The sequence below is a fragment of the Hansschlegelia zhihuaiae genome, assembly GCF_004103825.1.
GTDB classification, from domain to species: domain Bacteria; phylum Pseudomonadota; class Alphaproteobacteria; order Rhizobiales; family Methylopilaceae; genus Methylopila; species Methylopila zhihuaiae.
On record NZ_RYFI01000001.1, the window covers coordinates 66,693 to 90,404 of the forward strand.

A 23,712-nucleotide genomic window follows, 5' to 3' on the forward strand; every position below is an offset into this window, starting at 1 on the left:
TCGTCGCCCCCTCCACCGCTTCGCGGTTCCCCCCGCTGACGCGGGGGAGGAGCAGAGACGGCGCCGCTTCGGGTCCTCCTCCGCGTCGCGGAGGAGGGGGACCATGCGCAGCATGGTGGAGGAGGCCTGCGTCACGCCTGCTGACGATCGCGGCGCGACAAGCCCTCGGCGCTCACGCCGCCGCGGCCCGCTCGCCGAACATCGCCTCCATCTCGCGCCGCACGCGGACCGCTTCGCTGTCCGGCACCGCGACGTCGTCCCAGCGCAGGATGGCGCCGGCCTCGACCGGCCGCTTCAGCTTGACCTTGTGCGCGAGCCCGATCGGCAGCGCGCCTTGCGCGAGCGAGTCCTCGGCCGTCATCAGCCGGCCCCAGACCGTGAAGCCGCCCTCGCCGTCCAGCATCTCGCCCTCGGCGAGCGGCTTCTTGGCGCAGGCCGCGACGTCTCCGCGGAAAGCCGTTGGCGAGCCCGTCGCCTCGCCGCGGATCGCCGCCGACGCGACGCTGACGCCAAGCTCGAGGCCGATGAGGTGCGAGGGCCGCCACAGCGCCGCCACGCGTCCCGCCGGATCGGTCGACACGCCATATTCGCGGAAGCAGCGCCGGGCGTAGTCGCCCCGCCCGCCGGCGTCGGCGGGCTCGAAGGTGACGTAGACGCCCCAGCGCAGATCGTTTTCCACTTGCGAGCCGTCGCGCCTGAGGCTCGACACCACCTCGACCATGCCGGCCTCGTCGAGCGCGCCGCCGTCGGCCTTGGGCCGCAGCACGGTCGCGAGCTCATGGACGCTCGCGGGCGGGAACTCCAGGCCGCCGCGCGGAGCCTTCAGCCCCGTGCCGTTGGCGATCGCCGCCATCTCGATCGCGGACTTGGTGCCGTCCAGGAAGGAGTTGAACATCTGCGGGTTCATGCCGGCCACTTTCGCCTCTTCAGGCGAAAGTCCGTAATGCGACCAGACCGTGTCGGGCGTCGAGGCGTGATAGCTCGGCAGGTATTTGGTGCCCTTGCCCGCCGCCACGACCCTGAAGCCGCAGGCCCGCGCCCAGTCGACCATCTCGCAGACCAGCGCCGGCTGGTCGCCATAGGCCATCGAATAGACGAGCCCTGCCCGCTCGAACTTTTGCGCGAGCAGCGGGCCGGCCAGCACGTCGGCCTCGACATTGACCATCACGATGTGGCGGCCGTGCTCGGCGGCGAGCAGCGCGTGACGGATGCCGGCCGCTGGGCTGCCGGTGGCGTCGATCACCACGTCGAGCCCGTCGGCGCGGATCAGGGCCTCCGAGTCCTCGACCAGCATCACGCGGCCGGATTTTCGGGCGTCCTCGAAGGAGGACGCCACGGCGGCGTCCGCGTCCCATCCGGTCGCCGTCAGCGCGGCCTTGGCGCGCTCGGTTGAGAGGTCCGCGATCGCCATCAGGTGAAGCCCCCGCGTCGTGCGGACCTGCGACAGGAACATCGAGCCGAACTTGCCGGCGCCGATCAGGCCTGCGCGGACAGGCCGGCCTTCTTCGGCCCGGCGGATGAGCTTTGCGGCGAGGTTCATCGGCGTCGTCTCCCTTGATCTTGGTTTTGCGGGGAGGAGACGGGATCGCGGCGTGAGGGTCAATCCGCGATCGGCGCGGACCTGCCGACGCGAAATGCAAGCTCGGCTTGCGCCGGCCGCGCGCGCTGCCTATCGTCCGTCTCCGAAATCCCCCGCACCGGAGCGCCTTCAGATGGCCGCGGCACCCCGCGCCGATCATCCCGCCGTCGCCATCGTCATGGGCAGCCAGTCCGACTGGACGACGCTCACGCACGCCGCCGAGACGCTCGACAGGCTCGGCGTCTCCTATGACGCGCGCATCGTCTCCGCCCACCGCACGCCCGATCGGCTGGTCGCCTTCGCCAAGGGCGCCAAGGCCGAAGGGTTCCGGGTGGTGATCGCGGGCGCGGGCGGCGCCGCGCATCTGCCCGGCATGGTCGCGGCCATGACGCCGCTCCCGGTCTTCGGCGTGCCGGTGCAGTCCCATACCTTGTCGGGGCTCGACAGCCTGCTGTCGATCGTCCAGATGCCCGCCGGCGTGCCGGTCGGCACGCTCGCGATCGGCCGCGCCGGCGCGATCAACGCGGCGCTGCTCGCGGCCGCCGTGCTGGCGCTCGGCGACGAGGCGCTCAGCCAGCGGCTCGACGCCTGGCGCGCCGCGCAGACGGACGGCGTCGCCGAGGCGCCTGCAGCAGGAGCCTGAACAGCATGGCGTCCCCCCTCCCCCTCGTTCCCGGCGGCAGGATCGGGATTCTCGGCGGCGGCCAACTCGGCCGGATGATCGCGCTCGCCGCGGCGCCGCTCGGGCTGAAGACGCATGTCTTCGCTCCGGACCCGAACAGCCCGGCCTTCGACGTCGCCTCGGAGCGCACCGTCGCGGCCTATGAGGACGAGGCGGCCCTGACCCTGTTCGCCGACGCGGTCGACGTCGTCACCTACGAGTTCGAGAACGTCCCGGCCGAGACCGCGCGGCTCGTCGCCGCCCACAAACCGCTGTTCCCCAACGAACGGGCGCTCGCCACCACCCAGGACCGGCTGAGCGAAAAAACCTTCCTGCGCGACCTCGGCCTGCCGACCCCGGCCTTTGCGCCGGTCGACGACCGCGGCTCGATGGCGGCGGCGCTCGGCGCGGTCGGCCGCCCCGCGGTGCTGAAGACGCGGCGCTTCGGCTATGACGGCAAGGGCCAGGTGCTGGTGCGCGAGGGCCTCGGCATCGACCAGGCGGTCGCCATGATGGGCGGCCAGCCGGCGATCCTCGAGGCCTTCGTGCCGTTCCGCGCCGAGGTCTCGGTGATCGCCGCGCGCAGCCGTTCAGGCGAGTTCGCGGCCTATGACGTCGTCGAGAACCGCCACGAGAACCACATCCTGCGCTCCTCTCACGTCCCCGCCGCGATCAAGCCGGAAACGGCGGCCTCAGCGGTCGCGATCGCGAAGAAGATCGCCGAGGCGCTCGACTATGTCGGCGTGCTGGGCGTCGAGCTCTTTTTGGTCGACGGCCCGGCGGGCGAGAGGGTGGTGGTCAACGAGATCGCGCCGCGCGTCCACAATTCCGGCCACTGGACGATCGAGGGCGCCGAGACCAGCCAGTTCGAGCAGCATGTCCGCGCCATCGCAGGCTGGCCGCTCGGCTCGACCAGGACGCGGGGACAGGTGGTGATGACCAACCTGCTCGGCGCCGAAGCGAACCAGTGGCGCGACCTGCTCGCCGAGCCCGGCGCCGCCGTCCACCTCTACGGCAAGGGCGCGCCCGAGCCGGGGCGGAAGATGGGGCATGTTACGAGGGTGAGGAACTAGACGGCCGGTTATTCCGAGCTTGGAAGCTTGGCGCTTGGTCCCACGACCGGCAGCCAGGTGACTTCCGTGGAAACTGGATCGTATCGTGCAATCACCGCATCTTGGCAGTTCTCCCACGTCGAAATGACGGCTTTACCGGTTGCTTCGCCTAGGAGCGTCATAAAGCGGGCGATGTCCTCTGCTTCCGCGAGACTGTTGACGAACCGAGGATCCAGATCGAACTCGATCTGCGATTCATCGAAGAAATGACAGTTGAACGTGATTTTGCCGAACGCGACGCCGAGATGGGCGCGGCCGCCGGCAAGCTGACCCGCCCAGTCGAACGACTTCGGCATCGGCCCGGAATAATCCGCACTGTTGAGCGCCGGCCTCGGGTTAAGATCAAAGAGACAGTTCCAGACCTTGCTCCAGTCCGGCAGCGCGGCGTCGAGGACATAGATGTCCCGCCACGAACCGTCGAACTCGAAATCGGCGGAGAGGCGTCCCCAATGCATCGCCGTATCACCGCCTCCTTCGAGCGTCGTCCGCATGGACAACCCCCCGGCCGTTTGCTAAACACGACTCAATGATGACGCCGCGCCTGAACCGCGCGAGCGTCGTCTTTTTGTTTCGGCGCCTTCGGGGGCGCCTGTTCCGAAACGCAATTCGAGGCGACACGTGCAGGTTCTCGTCCGCGACAACAATGTCGACCAGGCCCTCAAGGCGCTCAAGAAGAAGATGCAGCGCGAGGGCATCTTCCGCGAGATGAAGCTCCGCGGCCATTACGAAAAGCCCTCCGAGAAGCGCGCCCGCGAGAAGGCCGAGGCCGTCCGCCGCGCCCGCAAGCTCGCCCGCAAGCGCGCCCAGCGCGAAGGCCTGCTGCCGCAGAAGAAGAAGTGAGTCGCGGCCGCCCGCTCCGGGCGGCGCGGCTTTCGACCTGATGAGCGCCCGCCCGGCCACACCCGGCGGGCGTTTTCGCGTCTGAAGGGCGCCGGTTCCCGAAACGAGGGGCGCGCAACGCAATCTCGCCGCAATCCGCCTGTGTCTGAGAGGCGTCCGCCGAGCGCGGCGTTTCGGCGCTATGGGCCTCGGCCGGCTTCTCTCCTGATCACGAGCGGTAGGATGTTGGGGATATGACAAGCGTGACGGGCATCGGGACGGCATGGCGCGCGGCCGCGCTGATCGGCGCCGCGCTCGCGCTCGCCGGCTGCGACACGATGGGCGCCGGCGGCTCGGCGCGCGACATCGACCCGGACGTCTACGCCGCCCGCTCCTCGGACCTCGGCTCGCTCAGCCAGGTGGTGGCCAACAACCCGAACGACCCGGAGGCGCTCAACATGCGCGGCTCCGCCTACGCCCGGCTCGGCCAGTACGACAAGGCGATCGCCGACTTCAGCCAGGCGATCCGGATCAACGGCTCCATGTCGAAGGCCTACGCCAACCGGGCGCTCGCCTACCGCTCGATGAACCGCACCAGTGAGGCGCTCGCCGACTACAACCGCGCGATCGACGCCGACCCGAACTACGGCGCGGCCTATGTCGGGCGCGGCAACCTCTACCGGACCACCGGCCGCACCGACGCGGCGCTCGCCGATTTCGAGAAGGCCGTCCAGGTCGATCCGAACAATGCGCAGGCCTGGCACAATCGCGGCCTGATCCACCAGGCGCAGGGGCGCCATGACGACGCGATCGACGACTTCACCAAGTCGACCGCGATCGCGGTGACGGCGGCCGAGCCCTATATCGGCCGCGGCTACTCCTATCTCGCGACCAACGACTACGCCGCGGCGATCGACGACTTCAACACCGCGCGCACGCTCGCGCCCAAGAACATCGACGCCTGGATCGGCCGCGGCATCGCGTTCGAGAAGCGCAACGAGCTGGGCAACGCCCGCGCCTCCTTCGCCCAGGCGCTCAACATCAACGAACGCGACCCGCGCGCCGTCGAAGGGTTCCGGCGGGTCGGCGGCGAGCGGGGCGAGACCTATACGGAGCGCTAGACGGGTCAGCCGCCATATCCGGAAACCGCCATGCTCCCGCCGCGTTTGCTTCGGGCGGAGCGCGAGGCGGATGGCGGGATCACGGACCAGACGGAGCGGCAAGGGGCGCTGGCGCGACCGCCGCGGTCTGGATCGCGGGCTCGATCGGTTTCTCGTGGTACGCCGAGAACCTCGCCAATTTCGACAAGACCTACGGCTCGCTCGGCGCCGTCATCGGCTTCATGCTGTGGATGTGGATGTCGGTCGTCGTCGTGCTGCTCGGCGGCGAGCTCAACGCCGAGAGCGAGCACCAGACCGCGCGCGACACCACGACCGGCGCGCCGAAGCCGATGGGGCTGCGGGGCGCGAGGATTGCGGACACAGTGGCGGAATGACGCCAACAGGAGAGCAGCTTCGGGCTTGAGGGCGCTCGTCGGCCGCTACTAGCAATTTCAGCTGTCCGCGCCGGCCCCCTCCACCGCTTCGCGGTCCCCCTCCCCCGCCTTCGGCAGGGGAGGATCACAACGGCGCCGCTTCGGATCCTCCTCCGCATAGCGGAGGAGGGGGACCATGCGAAGCATGGTGGAGGAGGCCTCGCGAGCCTTCGACCGTCACTCCGCGGCGTCGACGTAGAGCTTGCCGCCGCCCTCCAGAAACTCCTTCGACTTCGCCTCCATGCCGGCCTCGGCCTCCAGCGCCTTCCGCTCGTTGTCGCCCATCGCCTTGGCCTCCGCGCGGAGCTCCTGGGTGATCTGCATCGAGCAGAATTTCGGCCCGCACATCGAGCAGAAATGCGCGACCTTGTGGGCGTCCTTGGGCAGCGTCTCGTCGTGGAAGCTTCGCGCTGTGTCGGGGTCGAGCGCCAGGTTGAACTGGTCCTCCCAGCGGAAGTCGAAGCGCGCGCGCGACACCGCGTCGTCGCGGATCTTCGCCGCCGGATGGCCCTTGGCGAGGTCGGCGGCGTGGGCCGCGATCCGGTAGGTGATGACGCCGGTCTTGACGTCGTCGCGGTTCGGCAGCCCGAGGTGCTCCTTGGGCGTCACGTAGCAGAGCATCGCGGTGCCGAACCAGCCGATCATCGCGGCGCCGATGCCTGAGGTGATGTGGTCGTAGCCCGGCGCGATGTCGGTGGTGAGCGGCCCGAGCGTGTAGAATGGGGCCTCGCCGCATTCGCGCAGCTGCTTGTCCATGTTCTCCTTGATCTTGTGCATCGGCACGTGGCCGGGGCCCTCGATCATCACCTGGCAGCCTTTGTCCCAGGCGATCTTGGTCAGTTCGCCCAGCGTCTCGAGCTCGGCGAACTGCGCGGCGTCGTTGGCGTCCGCGATCGAGCCGGGGCGCAGGCCGTCGCCGAGCGAGAACGAGACGTCATAGGCGCGGCAGATGTCGCAGATCTCGTCGAAGCGCTCATAGAGGAAGCTCTCGCGATGCCCGGCGAGGCACCAGCGCGCCATGATCGAGCCTCCGCGCGAGACGATCCCCGTCACCCGGTTCGCGGTCAGCGGCACATGGCGCAGTCGGACGCCCGCATGGATCGTGAAGTAGTCGACGCCCTGCTCGGCCTGCTCGATCAGCGTGTCCTTAAACACCTCCCAGTCGAGCTTCAGCGGGTCGCCGTCGACTTTTTCCAGCGCCTGGTAGATCGGCACGGTGCCGATCGGCACCGGCGAGTTGCGGATGATCCAGGAGCGGATGTTGTGGATGTTGCGGCCGGTCGACAGGTCCATGACCGTGTCCGCGCCCCAGCGGATCGACCACACCAGCTTCTCCACCTCTTCTGCCGCGCCGGAGGTCACGGCGGAGTTGCCGATATTGGCGTTGACCTTGACCAGGAAGTTGCGGCCGATCGCCATCGGCTCGAGCTCGGGGTGGTTGACGTTGGCCGGGATGATCGCCCTGCCCCGCGCGACCTCGTCGCGCACGAATTCCGGCGTCACGAATTCCGGGATCGCGGCGCCGAAACTGTCGCCGTCGGCGTGGCGCGCGGCCGCCCCTTCCAGCGCAGCCTCGCGCGCAAGATTCTCGCGGAACGCGACATAGACCATCTCCTCGGTGACGATCCCGGCCTTGGCGAACTCGTACTGGGTGATCGGCACGCCGGCCGGCGCGCGCAGCACCTGGCGCTCGGCGGGACATGAGGCGACCAGCTTGTCGGCCGCGACATTGCCGTTGTCCTCTGGTCTCACTTCGCGGGGCGTGACGGCCTCGAGCCCGCGCTTCGCGAGCCATTCGGCGCGCACCTGCGGCAGGCCCTTCGCGAGGTCGATGGCCGAGTCGGTCTCGGTATAGGGGCCCGACGGATCGTAGACCCGGACCGGCGGCTCTTTGGGATCGGTCAGCCGGATCTCGCGGAACGGCACCTTCAGGCCGGGATGCGACTTCGGCTCGGCGTAGACCTTGCGCGAGCCCTGGATCGGGCCGGTGGTCACGCTGTCGGGCGCGGCGCGCACGTCTTTCGGCGGCACATAGACGTTCATGGGGATCTCCTCCTCGAAATCATCGTTTCGGAGACCCGGGGGAGTTCGACGACGTCTGGGGCGAACGGAAAGCGTGGAGCTTGTTCGCAGGTTCCCGTCCCTTCGCCGGCATGACCCGGATCAGGTTCTAAGGGATCGGCGTTTCGCCATCTCAGCCCCGCATCGCAGCGGGACGCCCCTCGGACCGGCGCGAAGGTTAGAAGCGATAGGGGCGGGAGTCGAGCCGCTTTTGTGACGATCACCCAGTCTGGCATGCCAATCCTCCGCGATCGAGCGGTTGACACGCGAGGGCGATGCTTTCAGAATTTGGAATTCCGAATTCATTGATTCAGCGATGATCCCCGTCGACGTCCAGCCCAATCTCATCCAGCAGGTCTACGACCGCATCCTGTCCGCGATCGTCGATCATTCGCTGGCGCCAGGCCTGCGCATCCGCCAGCACGAGCTCGCGGAGCAGCTCGGCGTGTCGCGGCAGCCGGTGAGCCACGCTCTCCATCTGCTGCGTCGCCAGAACCTCGTGGTCGAAAGCGGCCGCAAGGGGTTCGCGGTCGCGCCGCTCGACGGCGCGCGGATCCGCCAGATCTACGAGGTTCGCGCCGCGCTCGACGGGCTGGCGGCGCGGCTCGCTGCGGGCCGCGTCGGCGCCGAGGGGCGCGCGGCGCTCGAGGGCGCGCTTGCGGCCGGCGACGCGATTTCGGAGGACGCGCCGCTCGCCGAGCTCATCGCGCTCGACGCCGCGTTCCACAGGACGATCTACCGGCTCTCCGGCAACGCCGCGATCGAGGAGACCGCCGCGCCGCAATGGCCTCACGTCCGGCGTGCGATGGCGGCGGTGCTGATGGACGGCCCCTACCGCGCCCGCGCCTGGGCCGAGCACCACGCGATCGTGGACCGCCTGCTCGCCGGCGACGCAGAGGGCGCTTCGGCCGCCGCCGAGGCGCACGCGCTGAGAGCCGGCCGGGCCATCGAGCAACGCCTCGGGCCGACGCAAGAAGCGGCCTGAACATCGACAGATTAGGAAACGTAGAACAGGAGGAGACGATGAAGCTCACTCAGGACCAGCTCGACCAGTTCGAGACCGAAGGCTGGCTGCTGCTGCCCGAGCTGTTCACGCCGGAAGAGGTCGACCTGCTGCGCCGCGAGGCGGTCGCGATCTATGACGAGCAGCGCCCCGAGGTGTGGCGCGAGAAGGACGGCGCGCCGCGCACCGCCTTCGCGGCCCACAAATACAACGAGGCCTTCCGGCTGCTGGGCCGCCATCCGCGCATGATCCGGCCCGTCGAGCAGGTGTTCGGCGAGAGCGTCTATCTCCACCAGTACAAGATCAACGCCAAGTCGGCATTCACCGGCGCGGTCTGGCAGTGGCACCAGGATTACGGCACCTGGAAGCGCGACGACGGCATGCCGGAGCCGCGCGCCATGAACATCTCGATCTTCCTCGACGAGGTGATGCCGATCAACGGCCCGCTGATGCTGGTGCCCCGCAGCCAGACCGCGGGCGACCTCGAGGCCTCACACGACCTCGAGACCACCTCCTACCCGCTCTGGACGCTCGACGAGAAGACCGTGACGCGGCTCGTCGAGCAGGGCGGCATCGTGGCGCCGACCGGCAAGCCCGGCTCGATGCTGATGTTCCACGGCAATCTGGTGCACGGCTCGGCCGGCAACATCACGCCCTATCCGCGCAAGATCGTGTATCTGACGCTGAACGCCTGCTCGAACCACATCCGGACCCCGACGCGTCCGGAGTTCATCGCCCATCAGGACTTCGCGCCGATCCAGTGCGTCGACGACGACGCGCTGGCGAAGCTCGCGCGGAGCGGCCAGAAGGCGGCTGCGTAAGGACGTCGAGCGACGCCCTTAAGCGTCCTCGGCCGCGCGTCGCGGGAGCGTCAGATCCTGTTTCACGAGCCGCTCGCCGTCTTCGGCGAGCGCGTAGACCAGGATCTGCGCCGTGCCGATGTTGACGTTCTCGATGGTCTCGGGATCGATCCCGTCGAGGCGCATGAGCATCGAGCGCAAAGCGTTGCCGTGCCCGACGAGCAGCGCGCGCCCTCCGCTCCGGATCGTCGGGGCGATCTCGCGCTCGTAGAACGGCCAGACCCGGGCCGCGGTCATGGCGAGGCTTTCGCCGCCCGGCGGGACGGCATGGTAGGATTTCCGCCAGACGCGGACCTGCTCGGCGCTGAAGCGCTCGCGGGCCTGCGTCTTGTTGAGGCCGGCGAGCGCGCCGTAGTCGCGCTCGTTCAGGGCGGCGTCCTCCCGCACCGGGAGATCCGGCTGGCCGAGTTCCGACAGCGCGAGCCGCATCGTGTCCCGGGCCCGCCTCAGCACGCTCGTGAAGCCGTGCGTGAAGCTCAGCCTGAGCTCCGCCATGGCGCGACCGGCGGCGCGCGCCTCCTCGGCGCCCCGGGCGGTCAGCGCCGGATCGCGCAGGCCGGAGAACAGATCCCGTTCGTTGTCCTCGCTCTGCCCGTGGCGGACGAGAACGAGAAGGCCGGAGCGTTCGATCGTCATGCCGACGTCCGAGGTGCTTCGATCGGGGGCGCGGTTGGGGGGTCGCTTGATGCAGAAAGGCCGGACCTCGCGGCCCGGCCTCTCCGGATCGACGGCGGCGGAAGCCGCCTCAGAGCGCCTTGACCACCGCCTCGGTGACCTTCTTCGCGTCGCCGAACAGCATCATGGTGTTGTCTCGGAAGAACAGCTCGTTGTCGACGCCGGCGTAGCCCGAGCTCATGCCGCGCTTGATGAAAAGCACCGTGCCGGCCTTCTCGACGTCGAGGATCGGCATGCCGTAGATCGGCGAGGTCTTGTCGGTCTTGGCCGCCGGGTTGGTGACGTCGTTCGCGCCGATCACGAAGGCGACGTCGGCCTCGCGGAACTCCGGATTGATGTCCTCGAGCTCGAACACCTCGTCATAGGGCACCTGGGCCTCGGCGAGCAGCACGTTCATGTGGCCCGGCATGCGGCCAGCCACCGGGTGGATGGCGTATTTCACCTCGACGCCGGCCTCCTTCAGCTTGTCGGCCATCTCGCGCAGCGCGTGCTGCGCCTGCGCGACCGCCATGCCGTAGCCCGGCACGACGATGACCTTGGAGGCGTTCTTCATCAGGAAGGCCGCGTCTTCGGCCGAGCCCTGCTTGACCGGCCGCTGCTCTCCGCCCCCGGCCGCTCCGCCGCCGGCGGTCTCTCCGCCGAACCCGCCGAGGATGACGGAGATGAAGGAGCGGTTCATGCCCTTGCACATGATGTAGGACAGGATCGCGCCCGAGGAGCCGACCAGCGCGCCGGTGATGATCAGCGCGAGGTTGCCGAGCGTGAAGCCGATGCCGGCCGCCGCCCACCCCGAATAGGAATTGAGCATCGACACCACGACAGGCATGTCGGCGCCGCCGATCGGGATGATGATCAGCAGGCCGAAGGCGAGCGAGGCGAGCACGATCAGCCAGAAGACCGCGTGGCTCTCGGTCAGGCAGAAGATCACGCCCAGCACGACGATCAGCGCGAACAGGCCGGCGTTGATCAGGTGCCGCATGGGCAGCATGATCGGCGCGCCGGACATGCGACCGTCAAGCTTGGCGAACGCGATGACGGAGCCCGTGAAGGTGATGGCGCCGATCGCGACGCCGAGCGCCATCTCGACCAGGCTCTGGCCGTGGATCGCGCCGACCGAGCCGATGCCGAAGGCCTCCGGCGCATAGAGCGCGCCGGCCGCGACTAGCACCGCCGCCATGCCGACCAGCGAGTGGAAAGCCGCGACGAGCTGCGGCATCGCGGTCATCGCGATGCGCTTGGCGATCAGGGCGCCGACGCCGCCGCCGATGGCGACGCCGAGGACGACGAGGATCCAGCCCGAAGCGCCGTCAGGCGGCGAGACGATCAGGGTGGTGAGCACCGCGAGCGCCATGCCCGCCATGCCGAAATAATTGCCGCGCCGCGACGAGGCTGGGCTCGAAAGCCCCTGCAGCGCCAGGATGAACAGGACGCCGGCGGCGAGGTAGAGGATCTGGCTGAGGTTGAGCACGGCGCCGTCAGCCCTTCTTCTTGTACATGCCGAGCATGCGCTGGGTGACCAAGAAGCCGCCGAAGATGTTCACGCTGGCGAACACCAGCGCCACGAAGCCGAAGGCCCTCGCCCACCACGGGCCGGAATGGCCCGCGAGCTCGACGCCGACGGCGAGCAGCGCGCCCACCACGATGACGGACGAGATCGCGTTGGTGACGGCCATCAGCGGCGTGTGGAGCGCCGGCGTCACCGACCAGACCACGTAGTAGCCGACGAACACCGCGAGCACGAAGATCGCGAGCCGGAACACGAAGGGATCGATCATCCCGCCGGTCGCGCCATGGGCGACGGCGCCCGCCGCGTCGGCGATCTGGTCGGCATAGGTCTGGGCGGCGTTCGCGCTCTCGCGGGCCGCGTCGGCGGCGGCGCGGGCGCGCTCAAGCGCCTGTTCGGGCGTGAGTTCCGCCATCAGCTCGACTCCTTGGGCTGATCGTCCGCAGGCTTCGGCGCTTCGGCCGGCGCATCCGCGGGCTTCAGGATCGGGTGGATCACGGCGCCGTCGCGCGTCAGCGCCGTCGCCTTGACCAGCTCGTCGTCCCAATTGACCTTGAGCGACTTGGTCTCCTTGTCGATCATGGTCTCGAGGAAAGCCGAGAGATTCTTGGCGTAGAGCGCCGAGGAGGAGGCTGCGAGGCGGCCAGCCCAGTTGACGTGGCCGACGATCTTGACGCCCGCGACCTCGACGACCTCGTCGGGTTTGGCGCCCTCCACGTTCCCGCCGCGCTCAACCGCGAGGTCGACCACCACGGAGCCGGGCTTCATGGACTTCACCATCTCGGTCGTGACGAGCCGCGGCGCCGGTCGGCCCGGGATCAGCGCGGTGGTGATGACGATGTCCTGCTTGGAGATGTGGCTCGCGACGAGCTCCGCCTGCTTCTTCTTGTACTCGGCCGACATCTCCTTGGCGTAGCCGCCGGCGGTCTCGGCCTGGCGGAACTCGTCGTCCTCGACCGCGACGAACTTCGCGCCGAGCGAGGCGACCTGCTCCTTGGCGGCGGGCCGGACGTCGGTGGCCGAAACCTGCGCGCCGAGGCGGCGGGCGGTGGCGATCGCCTGCAGGCCCGCGACGCCCGCGCCCATCACGAAGGCCTTGGCGGGCGGCACGGTGCCGGCCGCCGTCATCATCTGCGGGAACGCCCGGCCGAACTCGGCCGCGGCGTCGATCACCGCGCGGTAGCCCGCGAGGTTCGCCTGGGAGGACAGCACGTCCATCACCTGCGCGCGGGTGATGCGCGGCATCAGCTCCATGGCGAACAGCGCGGCGCCGGACTTCGCCAGCGCGCCGATCTCGTCGGCCTTGCCGTAAGGGTCCATCACGGCCAGCACGACCGCGCCGGACTTCAGCCCGTCGAGCCCGCCGGGCTGCGGCCGGCGGACCGCCAGCAGCACGTCGGCGTCCTTGAGCGCCTCGGCCCGGGACCCGACGATCGTGGCGCCGGTCTCCTTATAGGCCTCGTCGGTCGCGCCGGCGCGCAGACCCGCGCCGGTCTCGACCACGATCTCGCCGCCCAGTCCTGCGAGCTTCTTGACGGCGTCAGGGGTCAGCGCGACGCGCGGCTCCGCGGCGTCGACTTCCTTCGCGACGGCGATCCGCACCGCGTCAGCCGAACAGCAGCCAGAGAGCGACGACGACGGCGGCCGCCACGATCACCGGCGTGATCGTGCCCTTCTCGCTCATGCCGCCGATCACGCCGGTGACGAGCGCCAGCACGATGCCGAGGCCGGCGAGGCCCCAGCTGCCTTCTACGCCCCCGATGCCGAGCGAAATCAGGATCAGAACGAGCGCCGCAGTCGCCACCTTGGCGAGCTTCATCACCATCGCATAGGTGCGCTCGTGCTCGGCGTAGTCGTTGCCGGTCGCGGTGGCGTATTCGTGGACGTGCTCGGCCATTCTGGCGTTCCCTCAGCGTGGCGTCTTGGGTGCGTGTTCTTTCGCCATGTACCGGAAAGAAACCCTCCCGGCAATTCCCCTAAGGGTCTGGCATGCCAGATTTTGAACGACATTCGACAGTATGAAAAATGAGGCGTTTTGGCTCAGGCGCCGGGATCGCCTTCGAGCGGATCGAGACCGACCTCGGCGAGGGCCGCGCGCTGGCGCCGGGCGACCTCGTCGACCGAGAAATCCGCCATCGCGTCCCGGAACAGTCGCGCGAAGTTCAGCTTCGCCGCGAGATGCAGGAAGACGCCGCCGAGGCCGATCGCGGCGCGGTCCATGAAGACGAATTCGCGCGGCACGGTCACCGGTCCCTTGGTCTTCAGCTCCTGCGCGACCTGGAAGGCTTGGCGGCGGCCGTATTCGCCGGGCGACACGCCGTCCGCGATGGTGCGGACGCGGTCGTCGAGCAGCGGGCCGTAGATGAAGCGCGCCCAGATGTTCAGCACGTCGATGAGCTCGCGCTTCAGGCCCTTGAAGCCCCAGACCTCGTAGGCGTGCACGACGCGATCGTCGTCGCCGTCGCGCAGCCCCTCGTAGAGGTCCACCACCCCGCCCACGAAACGCGGCGGGAAGACGCGGATGCAGCCATAGTCCAGCAGGTTGATGCCCTGCGGCTCGCCGCCGTCGAAGAAGGCGGCGTAATTGCCGAGATGTGGGTCGCCATGGATCACGCCGTAACGCGAGAACGGCCGCCACCAGGCCTTGAACATCGCGACCGCGAGCCGGTTGCGGACCTCCAACGGCGCGGTCTTGAAGTCGAGCAGCTTGCGGCCCTCGAGCCAGTCGAGCGTCAGCAGCCTTCGGGTCGAGAGCTCCGGATGCACGGCCGGCACCCTGACCTCGGGCGTATCAGTGAGAATCAGGCGATAGAGCGCAGCGTTCTTGGCCTCGCGGCGATAGTCGAGCTCCTCCCGGATGCGCTCGCCGATCTCCTCGACGATCTGGCTGGTGTCGATCGAGGCGTCGAACCGGCGTCTTATGTCGAACAGCAGCCGGAGCTGGCCGAGATCGGCCTCCACGGCCGAGGCCATGTCGGGATATTGCAGCTTGACCGCGACCGGCGTTCCGTCCCGCGTGGTCGCGCGATGCACCTGCCCCAGCGAGGCGGCCGCAGCCGGCTCCTTCTCGAACGACCCGAACTTTTCGAGCCAGTCCGGCCCGAGCTCGGCGGCCATGCGCCGGCGCACGAAGCCGTAGCCCATCGGCGGCGCGTCGGACTGGAGCTGGGAGAGCTCCGCCGCGTATTCGGGCGGCAGCGCGTCCGGAATGGTCGCGAGCAGCTGCGCGACCTTCATGATCGGGCCCTTCAGCCCGCCGAGCGCGATCCGGAGGTCGGCGGCGCGCTGGTCGCGGCCGGCCGCGCGGCCGATCGACTGCGCATAGGCGATCCGCGCCGCCACCCCGCCGACATTGGCGCCGACGCGGGCGTAGCGCCCGACGCGGGCGGAGAGGCGGTTTCGTTCGAGATCGCGATCGGACGACATGGCGCGTTTACGTCGGGCGCGCCGCGGCGCTTGACCAGAGGATGCGGCGATCACGCCTTCGAAGGGACAGACGCTCAGGCCTGCCTGGCCTTCCGAATCCGCACGATCTTGAAGAAGCCCGCGGGGAACACCGGCTGGACGTCGATCACCGACATGTCGCCGGTCTTGGCGGCCCAGGCTCGTAGTCGGCTCACCTTGAAGTCGGACGACCAGCCCATCCGGGCGACGATCGGCGCGATCGCGGTCTCGACCTTCATTGGGAAGCCGCCCTCCGCGCCCATCTTGGAGGCGATCACGATCTCGCCGCCGGGCTTCAGGACCCGGCGCATCTCGTCGAGCGCGCCTTCGGGATCCGGCACCAGCGTGATGACGAAGGGCACTGTGACCGCGTCGAAGCTCGCATCCGGCAGGCCGAGCCGACAGGCGTCCATCGCGACGAGGCCGCGGACCTGGGAGAGGCCGAGGTCGCGGACCTTTTCGCGCGCCTTGGCCAACATGTGGACGGAAAGGTCGACGCCGACCACGCGGCAGCCGGCAGGGTAATAGCGGAGGACGAGGCCGGTCCCGACCCCGACCTCGAGGATGTCGGGCCCGCAGGCCGCCGCCGCGAGCGCGGCCTTGCGCTGCCCGTCGGCCAGCAGCCTGACATAGACCTTGTCGTAGATCGGGGCCCATTTCTCATAGGCGCGTTTCTGGCCCTCGAGATCGTACTGGACGCTCACGCCGCCGCCTCGCTGACCCGTCCTTCGCGCGCCGCCTGAACGCGCGGCGCGGCCTTGATGGTCCCGCCGCCGAGCACGCGCTCGCCGGTCGCCTCGTCGTAAAGCGCGCAGGCCTGGCCCGGCGCGACGCCGGCTTCGCCCTCGACCAGCTCGACCGCCGCCTCGCGGCTCCCAAGTGGACGGATGACGGCGGGCGCCGCAGGCCGCGTCGAACGCACCTTGGCGCGGACCGCGAGGCCTTCGGGACCAATGTCTTCCAGCGCCCCCTCGCCGAGCCAGTTGAGGTCGCGGATCACGATCCGCCGCACGCCGAGCGCTTCGCGCGGTCCCACCACCAGCGTACGGGACGCGGCGTCGACCTTGAGAACGTAGAGCGGCACCCCGCCCGCGAGCCCGAGCCCGCGGCGCTGGCCTACCGTGTAGCGGATGACGCCGTCGTGCCGGCCGATCTCGCGGCCGGACTGGTCGACGATCGGCCCCGGCTCGGCGGCGCCCGGCTTCAGCCGCTCGACGACGCTGGCGTAGCCGCCGGTCGGCACGAAACAGATATCCTGGCTGTCCGGCTTGTCGGCGACGGCGAGACGGAGTTCATGGGCAAGTTCGCGCGTCTCCGGCTTGCGCAGCCCACCGAGCGGAAAGCGCAGCATGGCGAGCTGCTCGGGCGTCGTGCCGTAAAGAAAATAGCTCTGATCGCGCGCCTCGTCCGCGGCGCGGAACAAGCCACGACCTCCGCCGGGCAGCGCCTCGGAGCGGACATAGTGGCCCGTGGCGAGCGCCGCCGCGCCGAGATCCTTCGCCATGCCCAGCAGGTCGAGGAACTTGACCGTCTGGTTGCAGGCCACGCAGGGAATCGGGGTCTCGCCCTTCACGTAAGCCTCGGCGAAGGGCTCGATCACGGCCTCGCGGAAGCGCGCCTCGTAGTCGAGCACGTAATGCGGGATGCCGAGCCGCGCCGCGACGTCGCGCGCGTCGTGGATGTCGCGGCCCGCGCAGCAGGCGCCCTTGCGGGCGACCGCGGCGCCATGGTCGTAGAGCTGCAGCGTGACGCCGACGACGTCGTAGCCGGCGCGCTTCACGAGCCCAGCGACCACCGAGGAATCCACGCCGCCCGACATGGCCACCACCACGCGCGTCGCGGCGCGCGGTCCTGGAAGGTCGAGGTCGAGGTCGGCGCTCATGATGGCGGCTGCGGGGTTTTCACTCATTGTCGGGACGCGCGGTTCTAGCCCGAGAAGCCCTATGATGAAAGCGCCGCCCTTATGTCCCGGCCCTGAGCCGGAACCCATTCGGCTCCGCGGGCGAAGGGAGCGCTTCCAATGCAGAGCTCTTCATCCATGGGCCGCGCTGGATGGGTCCCGGCTCAAGGCCGGGACATCGGCGCGCGTGTTCAGCTCGCCGGGACCGCCTTGACGGACTTCAGCGCGCCGAGCGGCACGCGCATGTCGCCGATCAGCAGCACCGCCTGGCCGGTCGAGAGGTCGACGCCGTCGACGACGCCCGACACCTCGGAGGTCACGTCCACGAGGTTGCCGGCGACGTTCCGCGCCTCGATCGAGAGCGTGTAGAGCCCCTCGGCACCGCGCGAGCCGTCGGTCTTCTTGCCGTCCCACTCGAAGCTCTGGTCGCCATAGGCGAGGTCGACGTCCCGCTGGTAGACGACCGCGCCGTTCGAATCCCGCACCGTCACCGTGCCGGTCACGCCGTCGGCGGGCGAGGTCAGCTTCCAGGTCGCCTTGCCGTCGTCGAGCATGGCGGTGTCGCCGAAGGCGGTGATCGAGCGGCCGACGAGCCCGAGCGCCGTGCCGGCCTGGCTCGTCTGATTGGCGGCGAGCAGCGCCGTCAGCGTGTCGTTGGTCTTGAGCTGCTGCTCGACGCCCGCGAACTGCACCAGCTGCTGGGTGAACTGGTTGGTGTCGAGCGGGTCGAGCGGGTTCTGGTTCCTGAGCTGGGTGGTGAGCAGCGTCAGAAAGGTCTGGAAATTGCTGGCGAGCGTCGCGCCGGTGGACGATCCGGAGTTCGCCGTCGCGTTCGTGGTGACGCCTGCGAGGCCATCGACCGCCATCGCCCTCTCCTCTCAGACCGTCATGTCGACGCCGCCGGCGCCATGGCGCGCGGGGCGGCGATAGGGTTCGGCCGCCGCGGCGGCCGGTTCATCGGCGGATTCCGGCGAGCCCGCGGCCGTCGCGGTCGGCTCGGGCGCCTGCCACGTGTCGCGGCGACCGTCGCGGAGCTGGAAGGCGAGCCCGCCCTGCCCGAGCTGGAAGCCCGCCTGCTCGAGCTGCCGGGCGAGGTCGCGGGCGTCCTGGCGCAGCAGGTCGAGGGTTTCGGGCCGGTCGACGATCAGGCGCGTCGCGAGCCGCCCGTCATGGCCGATGTCGAGACGCACATCGATGCGGCCAAGCTCCACGGGGTCGAGCCTGACCTCGAAGCGCGTGCGCCGCGCGCCGGCGGCCGAGGCCAGCTGGGAGACGACCTGCGTCGCCGCTTGGGCGGCGAGCGGCGCGGTCTGGCTCTGCTGGGCGGACGGCGCGGAGCCCTGCGGGTTCGCGGGGGTCGAGGCGGCGGCCTGGGCCGGCGACGACGAGGCCCGGTCCTGCGCAGGGGCGGACGGCTTGTCTGCACTGGCCTCGTCCGCCGGCTCACGCGGCCCGCTCGGCGCTTCGGCGGCGTCAGCCCGCCCGGCGCCGTGCGCCGATGCGGTCGGCTTGGCGTCTCCGGCCGAGGCGGACGAGGAGGCGTCGCCCTCCCCTTCCTTCGCCTTTGCGGTCGCCGCGCCGCCCGTCGCCGGCGGCTTCGGCGCAGTCGGGGCGGCAAGCGCGGTCGTCTTGGGATCCTGGACGGCGGCCGCGACGTCGCGGGCCGCGGTCTTCGCCGCGACCGCAGCCTCGCCGTCGGCCGAGGCGCCGGCGTCCGTGGCGCCATCGGTCTTCGGCGCAGCGCTCGTTCCATCCCGATCGACAGCGTCACGGACGGACGCCGATTTCCGGAGGCCTGGCGCCTCCGGCTGAGCGTCTGACGGCTGCTGGATGGAGCTGTTTGGGGCGGCCGCCGGCATGACGGCTCCGACCACGGAAACGGCGCCGCCAAACGGCGGCGGGGCGGCCGCCTGGGTGGAGGCCGGCGTTTGCGCCGAAGCGCCGGTCTGCGTTCCTCCGGACGAGGCGGCGCCAGCCGCCTGAGAGGCCGGAGTCTCGGCGGACGTCGCTGGCTTCGCGCCCGACAATGTCGGCGCTGCCTCGGACGGCTCTGTCTGAGCAACCCGCGGGCTCTCCTGGGAGACGATCTCCCCCGACGGCGCGGGGGCGGACGGCGCGGGTCGCATGAACGCCGACGCATCGGGGACCGCGGCCGGGATTTCAGCGGTTGGCTCTCCGACGGTCTCGGACAAGGCGGCCGCGGCCTGCAGCGCAGCCGGGACGGGAACGAACGCCGCCGCGACCGAGACGACGCCGGCCGACCCGAACGAGACGTCGGTCTCGCGGCCTGTCTCCTCATCGGCCACGCCGTCGCTCGCCGCGAGCTCGCCTTGGATCGCCGCCGCGCCGGCGCCGCCTCGTCCGGACGCCGCGGGGCCCGCGAACGGACCGGCCGCGGTCCGGGCCGCAGGAAATGGAATCGCCGGGCCGCCCGGCGCGGGTCCCGCCGCCGCCTCGCCCAGCAACGCCGCGAAGCCCTCCCCCTCGCCCGCCTCGCGCGCGACGCCGGGCAGGGCCGCCGCGAGGCTGACGGCGAGAGTCGCGGCGATGGCTGTCATGGGGACGTCCGGAACGCGAGACGGGAGACCGGACAGGACGAGCAAGCGACGTGCCACGCAGGCTGCGCCCTGAACCCCTGATTCCTCAACGGTCTTCGGGGCGCGGCGCCCGGCGTTTTCTGCCTGTCCCGGCAAATCCTGCCGGCCCCGCGAGGTATCGACCTAGGGCAAAAGGAAAAGGTTTCGTTAGTATTTGAATTACTGGTTTTTAACCTTTGGGAACCCGCAGAAATCAGCGAATTCGCTTAGTCAAATGTTAAATGACGGCTCGTAACGTCTCATCCAACGGTTATTCGCGTGTGAGAGTACCTATGAGCGAAATGCCTCGCGGACGAACCAAATATGTGATCGGCCCCGACGGCAGTCCGTTGACCATTGCGGATTTGCCGCCGTCCGACACGAAGCGCTGGGTCATCCGCCGCAAAGCAGAGGTCGTGGCCGCCGTTCGGGGCGGGCTGCTCAGCCTCGAAGAGGCGTGCACGCGCTACACGCTCACCGTCGAGGAGTTCCTGTCGTGGCAGGCCTCGATCGATCGTCACGGCCTCGCCGGCCTGCGGACCACCCGCATCCAGCAGTATCGCGCCTGACCACGATAAGACTTCCGTAAGGCTTTCCGCGCCGGCCCTCGTGGCCGGCGTCGCCGTTTCGGGGCCCGCCGCCGCCCGAGTTAACGAGCCGTTTACCATAGACCGGGCAATTCTTGCCGGGCGGAGCGGTCCGTCACGCCGCGCCGCTTCGGGGGTCGTGGCGGGGTCGGTCGGCAGGTCTCGGTGGCAAGTCTCGCGCAGTTTCTGAGATCGTTCGGGGCCGGACGCCTCGCCGCGATGGGCGTGGTGACGCTCGCGCTGGTCGGCTTCTTCGCCTTCGTCATCGTGCGCTTCACCGCGCCCACGATGGTCCCGCTGTTCTCCGACCTCTCGCTCCAGGACTCGGCCGCCGTGGTCAAGGAGCTCGAGAGCCAGAACGTGCCCTACGAGCTCCGCCAGGACGGCGCCGGAATCCTCGTCTCGAAGGACGACGTCGCGAGGCTGCGCATGCGGCTCGCGGAGCAGCGCCTGCCGGCGGGCGGCGGCGTCGGCTGGGAGATCTTCGACAAGGGCGACGGGTTCTCGTCCACGAGCTTCGTCCAGAACGTCAACCATCTGCGCGCGCTCGAAGGCGAGATCGCGCGCTCGATCAAGTCGCTCGACCGCGTCGCCTCGGCGCGCGTCCACCTCGTCGTGCCGGAGCGGCCGCTGTTCACCCGCGACGCGCCGCAGCCCTCCGCCTCGATCGTGATCCGCGCCCGCGGCGAGCTCGGCCAGGGCGAGGTGCGCGCCATCCGTCATCTGGTCGCCTCCGCGGTGCAGGGCCTGAAGCCCGAAAAGGTCTCGCTGGTCGACGAGGGCGGCCGGCTGCTCGCCGACGGCGCCGAGAGCGAGGACCAGGCCGGCGCGCTGGGCGAGGAGCGCACGGTCGCGCTCGAAAAGCGGCTGCGCGAGCGGGTCGAGGCGATCGTCGGCCGGGTCGTGGGCGCCGACCGCGCCCGCGTCGAGGTGCGGGCCGAGATCGACCGCATGCGTTCGACCCAGACCTCCGACACCTTCGATCCCGAAAGCCGCGTGGCGCGCTCGACCCAGACCCGCGAGGAGAACTCGCAGTCGAGCGAGCCGGCCGATCCGGGCGTCAGCGTCGCGAACCAGCTGCCGAACGCGAACCAGCCGCCGGCCGGCGCGCAGGGTCCCAAGGAAGCCGCGAACAAGAACGAGGAGGTCGTCAATTACGAGATCTCCCGCGTCACCCGCACCGAGACGCAGGACGGCGGCCGCGTGAAGCGCCTGTCGGTCGCGGTGCTGGTCGACGGCGTCTACAGCCGCGCCCAGAACGGCGACATGGCCTATGCGCCGCGTCCCCAGGAGGAGCTCGACCGGATCGGCGCCCTGGTGCGTGCGGGCGTCGGCTTCGACCAATCCCGCGGCGACACGGTCGAGATCGTCAATCTGCGCTTCGCCGACCTGCCGGGCGCGACCGCTGGCGACGCCGGCCAGGACAGCTGGTTCGACGTCAGCCGCGCCGACATCATGCGGGCGGTGGAGCTCGGGGTCCTGGCGCTGCTGTCGCTGCTCGTGCTGCTGTTCGTGGTGCGCCCGCTGATGCGCAAGGCGCTCGGGGTAGATGCGCCGGCGTCGTCGGCGCTCGTGGCGGGCGCCGATCCGGCCGGCGGCGTCGACGGCGCGGACGGTGAATCGATCGGCGAAGGCGCGGCGACGGCCTCCGGCCAGCGCGTCCTCCAGCATGTCGAGGTCGAGCCCATCGTCATCGGCGCCGACGGGGTCGGCCGCAAGCTCGCGGTCGCGCAGGTCGCGGGCAAGATCAAGGCCGAGTCGGTGGAGAAGATCGGCGATCTAGTGCGCAACAATCCGCTCGAGAGCGCGAATCTGATTCGCCAGTGGATGCAGGACCCGGCGTAACCCATGGCGGCGAACGAGCAGCAAACCGCCCTCCTGGCCCAGCGCCTCGCGAAGAATCGCGCGCTGACCGGGGTCGAGCGCGCCGCCGTCGTCATGTTCGCGCTCGGCGACGTCCACGGCGCGCCGGTCTGGGACCAGCTCGACGATCTCGAGATCCGCGAGCTGTCGGCCGCGATGTCGTCGCTCGGACCGGTCGCCCCCGAAACGGTCGACGACCTGCTGATCGACTTCGTGTCGCGCATGTCGGCGACGGGCGCGCTGAACGGCAATGTCGAGTCGACCGAGCGCCTGCTCGCCTCGCTGCTGCCGAAGGACCGGGTCGGCCAGATCATGGAGGAGATCCGCGGGCCGGCCGGCCGCACGATGTGGGAGAAGCTCTCCAACGTGCAGGAGAACGTCCTCGCCAACTACCTGAAGAACGAATACCCGCAGACGGTCGCGGTGGTGCTGTCCAAGCTGCGCGCCGAACAGGCCGCGCGCGTGCTCGCCATCCTGCCGGAAGACTACGCGCTCGACGTCGTGCGCCGCATGCTCGCTCTGGAGTCGGTGCAGAAGGACATCCTCGAGCGCATCGAGAAGACGCTCAAGACCGAGTTCATGGCCGGCCTGTCGCAGTCCTCGCGGCGCGACGCGCATGAGCAGATGGCCGAGATCTTCAACTCCTTCGACCGCCAGACCGAGACGCGTTTCCTGTCGAAGCTCGAGGAGGCCGCGAAGGAAAGCGCCGACCGCATCAAGCAGCTGATGTTCACCTTCGACGACCTCGCGAAGCTCGATTCCGCCGGCATCCAGACCCTGCTGCAGGAGGCGCCGCGCGACCGTCTCGCCGTCGCTCTGAAGGGCGCCAGCCTGTCGATGCGCGAATTCATGATGAGCAACATGTCGAGCCGGGCGGCCAAGATGCTGACCGACGACATCGAGGACATGGGGCCGGTGCGCCTGCGCGACGTCGACGAGGCCCAGGCCGGCCTCGTCGGGCTCGCCAAGGATCTGGCGGCCGCCGGCAAGCTCGCGATCTCCAAGAGCAAGGGGGAGGACGAGCTTGTCTATTGAGGCCTCGCAGCCGTCGCGGGGGCGCGCATGACCCGCCCGGCCCGCTTCCTGTTCGACGCCGACTTCGGCGCCCCGAAGGCGCAGCCGACGCCCGGCCCGAACATGGTCCCGCTCGCCGACCACGAGGCGGCGATCGCCGAGGCCGAGTCGTCGGGCTACCGGCGCGGCGAGGCGGACGGACGGAGGGCCGCGCGAGAGGCCGACGCCGCAAGGCTCACGGCCGCGATCGAGACGCTCGGCGGGCGGCTCGCCCAGGCGCTCGCCGAGGCCGGGGCGCGCGACGCCCGGATCGAGCGCGACGCGGTCTCGGTCGCGCTCGCCTTCGCCAGGAAGCTGGCGGGCGCAGCCGTCGCGCGCTTTCCGCTCGCGGAGATCGAGGCGGCCGCCGAGGCCTGCTTCGTCGAGCTCCGCAGCGCCCCGCATTTCGTCGCGCGCGTCGCGCCGGACTTCGTCGAGGGCGTGCGCGCCCTGCTATCGGCGGCGGCGCAGGAGCGCGGCT

23 protein-coding genes, 1 pseudogene and 1 riboswitch are annotated in these 23,712 nt (G+C 69.9%); of the genes and pseudogenes, 11 read left to right on the forward strand and 13 right to left on the reverse strand.

What is annotated here, in order from left to right; genetic code table 11:
* Positions 1–172: 172 nt before the first annotated feature.
* Positions 173–1,540, reverse strand: a complete 1,368-nt coding sequence (locus EK403_RS00265; RefSeq protein ID WP_128775517.1) for an NAD(P)H-dependent oxidoreductase — start codon at positions 1,538–1,540, stop codon at positions 173–175.
* A gap of 172 nt (positions 1,541–1,712) precedes the next feature.
* On the opposite strand from EK403_RS00265, the gene purE reads away from it, so the two are divergent.
* Entirely contained in the window at positions 1,713–2,222 is a 510-nt protein-coding gene (gene purE, locus EK403_RS00270) for a 5-(carboxyamino)imidazole ribonucleotide mutase (RefSeq protein WP_128775518.1), read from the forward strand.
* Between the two features lie 5 nt (positions 2,223–2,227).
* Complete coding sequence (locus EK403_RS00275; RefSeq protein WP_128775519.1) at positions 2,228–3,313, forward strand: 5-(carboxyamino)imidazole ribonucleotide synthase; 1,086 nt, start codon at positions 2,228–2,230, stop codon at positions 3,311–3,313.
* 8 nt (positions 3,314–3,321) lie between these two features.
* Here the strand turns inward: EK403_RS00275 and EK403_RS00280 are convergent, their stop codons facing one another.
* Positions 3,322–3,843, reverse strand: a complete 522-nt coding sequence (locus tag EK403_RS00280; protein ID WP_128775520.1) for a hypothetical protein — start codon at positions 3,841–3,843, stop codon at positions 3,322–3,324.
* A gap of 127 nt (positions 3,844–3,970) precedes the next feature.
* Here EK403_RS00280 and rpsU point away from each other — a divergent pair, with 127 nt between their 5' ends.
* The 3 genes and pseudogenes from rpsU to EK403_RS00295 all read left to right on the forward strand — a co-directional run.
* Positions 3,971–4,192: a 30S ribosomal protein S21 gene (gene rpsU, locus EK403_RS00285; protein WP_128775521.1), complete on the forward strand. Its 222-nt coding sequence runs from the start codon at positions 3,971–3,973 to the stop codon at positions 4,190–4,192.
* A 233-nt stretch (positions 4,193–4,425) separates the two neighbouring features.
* Positions 4,426–5,292 (forward strand): tetratricopeptide repeat protein, encoded by an 867-nt coding sequence (locus tag EK403_RS00290; protein WP_128775522.1) that lies wholly within the window; start codon positions 4,426–4,428, stop codon positions 5,290–5,292.
* Positions 5,293–5,396: 104 nt separating this feature from the next.
* Positions 5,397–5,666, forward strand: a pseudogene (locus EK403_RS00295) (YihY/virulence factor BrkB family protein); the annotation flags it as partial.
* Between the two features lie 216 nt (positions 5,667–5,882).
* Here the strand turns inward: EK403_RS00295 and thiC are convergent.
* Entirely contained in the window at positions 5,883–7,748 is a 1,866-nt protein-coding gene (gene thiC / locus EK403_RS00300; protein ID WP_128775524.1) for a phosphomethylpyrimidine synthase ThiC, read from the reverse strand.
* Positions 7,749–7,828: 80 nt separating this feature from the next.
* Positions 7,829–7,938, reverse strand: a riboswitch (TPP riboswitch).
* A 144-nt stretch (positions 7,939–8,082) separates the two neighbouring features.
* On the opposite strand from thiC, the gene EK403_RS00305 reads away from it, so the two are divergent.
* Both EK403_RS00305 and EK403_RS00310 read left to right on the forward strand, forming a co-directional pair.
* Complete coding sequence (locus EK403_RS00305) at positions 8,083–8,751, forward strand: GntR family transcriptional regulator (protein ID WP_128775525.1); 669 nt, start codon at positions 8,083–8,085, stop codon at positions 8,749–8,751.
* Positions 8,752–8,789: 38 nt separating this feature from the next.
* The gene (locus tag EK403_RS00310) at positions 8,790–9,590 is read left to right on the forward strand and encodes a phytanoyl-CoA dioxygenase family protein (protein ID WP_128775526.1); all 801 of its coding nucleotides are present in this window, start codon (positions 8,790–8,792) and stop codon (positions 9,588–9,590) included.
* Between the two features lie 18 nt (positions 9,591–9,608).
* On the opposite strand, the gene EK403_RS00315 is transcribed toward EK403_RS00310, so the two are convergent.
* The 10 genes from EK403_RS00315 to EK403_RS00360 form a co-directional block, all read right to left on the reverse strand.
* Positions 9,609–10,265 (reverse strand): 2,3-bisphosphoglycerate-dependent phosphoglycerate mutase, encoded by a 657-nt coding sequence (locus EK403_RS00315; RefSeq protein ID WP_128775527.1) that lies wholly within the window; start codon positions 10,263–10,265, stop codon positions 9,609–9,611.
* 109 nt (positions 10,266–10,374) lie between these two features.
* Complete coding sequence (locus EK403_RS00320) at positions 10,375–11,772, reverse strand: NAD(P)(+) transhydrogenase (Re/Si-specific) subunit beta (protein WP_128775528.1); 1,398 nt, start codon at positions 11,770–11,772, stop codon at positions 10,375–10,377.
* Positions 11,773–11,779: 7 nt separating this feature from the next.
* Positions 11,780–12,223, reverse strand: a complete 444-nt coding sequence (locus EK403_RS00325) for an NAD(P) transhydrogenase subunit alpha part 2 (protein ID WP_128775529.1) — start codon at positions 12,221–12,223, stop codon at positions 11,780–11,782.
* Positions 12,223–13,410 carry a Re/Si-specific NAD(P)(+) transhydrogenase subunit alpha gene (locus EK403_RS00330; protein WP_128775530.1) on the reverse strand — a complete coding sequence of 396 codons (1,188 nt, stop codon included), beginning with the start codon at positions 13,408–13,410 and terminating at the stop codon, positions 12,223–12,225. Before EK403_RS00330 ends, EK403_RS00325 begins: the two co-directional genes overlap by 1 nt.
* A 4-nt stretch (positions 13,411–13,414) precedes the next feature.
* Positions 13,415–13,705 (reverse strand): aa3-type cytochrome c oxidase subunit IV, encoded by a 291-nt coding sequence (locus tag EK403_RS00335; RefSeq protein WP_128775531.1) that lies wholly within the window; start codon positions 13,703–13,705, stop codon positions 13,415–13,417.
* 143 nt (positions 13,706–13,848) lie between these two features.
* A complete protein-coding gene (locus tag EK403_RS00340; RefSeq protein WP_128775532.1) occupies positions 13,849–15,234 on the reverse strand; it encodes an ABC1 kinase family protein in 1,386 nt (461 codons plus the stop codon).
* Positions 15,235–15,308: 74 nt separating this feature from the next.
* Entirely contained in the window at positions 15,309–15,956 is a 648-nt protein-coding gene (locus EK403_RS00345) for a class I SAM-dependent methyltransferase (protein WP_128775533.1), read from the reverse strand.
* Positions 15,953–17,161, reverse strand: coding sequence for a tRNA 2-thiouridine(34) synthase MnmA (mnmA, locus tag EK403_RS00350; RefSeq protein ID WP_428979560.1), 1,209 nt, complete (start codon positions 17,159–17,161; stop codon positions 15,953–15,955). Before mnmA ends, EK403_RS00345 begins: the two co-directional genes overlap by 4 nt.
* A gap of 182 nt (positions 17,162–17,343) precedes the next feature.
* On the reverse strand, positions 17,344–18,018 hold the full coding sequence (locus EK403_RS00355; protein WP_128775534.1) for a flagellar hook assembly protein FlgD: 675 nt from the start codon (positions 18,016–18,018) through the stop codon (positions 17,344–17,346).
* A gap of 12 nt (positions 18,019–18,030) precedes the next feature.
* On the reverse strand, positions 18,031–19,710 hold the full coding sequence (locus tag EK403_RS00360; protein ID WP_128775535.1) for a flagellar hook-length control protein FliK: 1,680 nt from the start codon (positions 19,708–19,710) through the stop codon (positions 18,031–18,033).
* Between the two features lie 311 nt (positions 19,711–20,021).
* Between EK403_RS00360 and sciP the strand changes: the two genes are divergently transcribed.
* From sciP to EK403_RS00380, 4 genes are all read left to right on the forward strand, one after another.
* Entirely contained in the window at positions 20,022–20,297 is a 276-nt protein-coding gene (gene sciP, locus EK403_RS00365) for a CtrA inhibitor SciP (RefSeq protein ID WP_128775536.1), read from the forward strand.
* A 183-nt stretch (positions 20,298–20,480) separates the two neighbouring features.
* Positions 20,481–22,160, forward strand: coding sequence for a flagellar basal-body MS-ring/collar protein FliF (gene fliF / locus EK403_RS00370; protein ID WP_128775537.1), 1,680 nt, complete (start codon positions 20,481–20,483; stop codon positions 22,158–22,160).
* A gap of 3 nt (positions 22,161–22,163) precedes the next feature.
* The gene (fliG, locus tag EK403_RS00375; protein ID WP_128775538.1) at positions 22,164–23,213 is read left to right on the forward strand and encodes a flagellar motor switch protein FliG; all 1,050 of its coding nucleotides are present in this window, start codon (positions 22,164–22,166) and stop codon (positions 23,211–23,213) included.
* Between the two features lie 27 nt (positions 23,214–23,240).
* On the forward strand, positions 23,241–23,712 hold a 472-nt coding region (locus EK403_RS00380), incomplete at its 3' end, for a FliH/SctL family protein (RefSeq protein WP_128775862.1).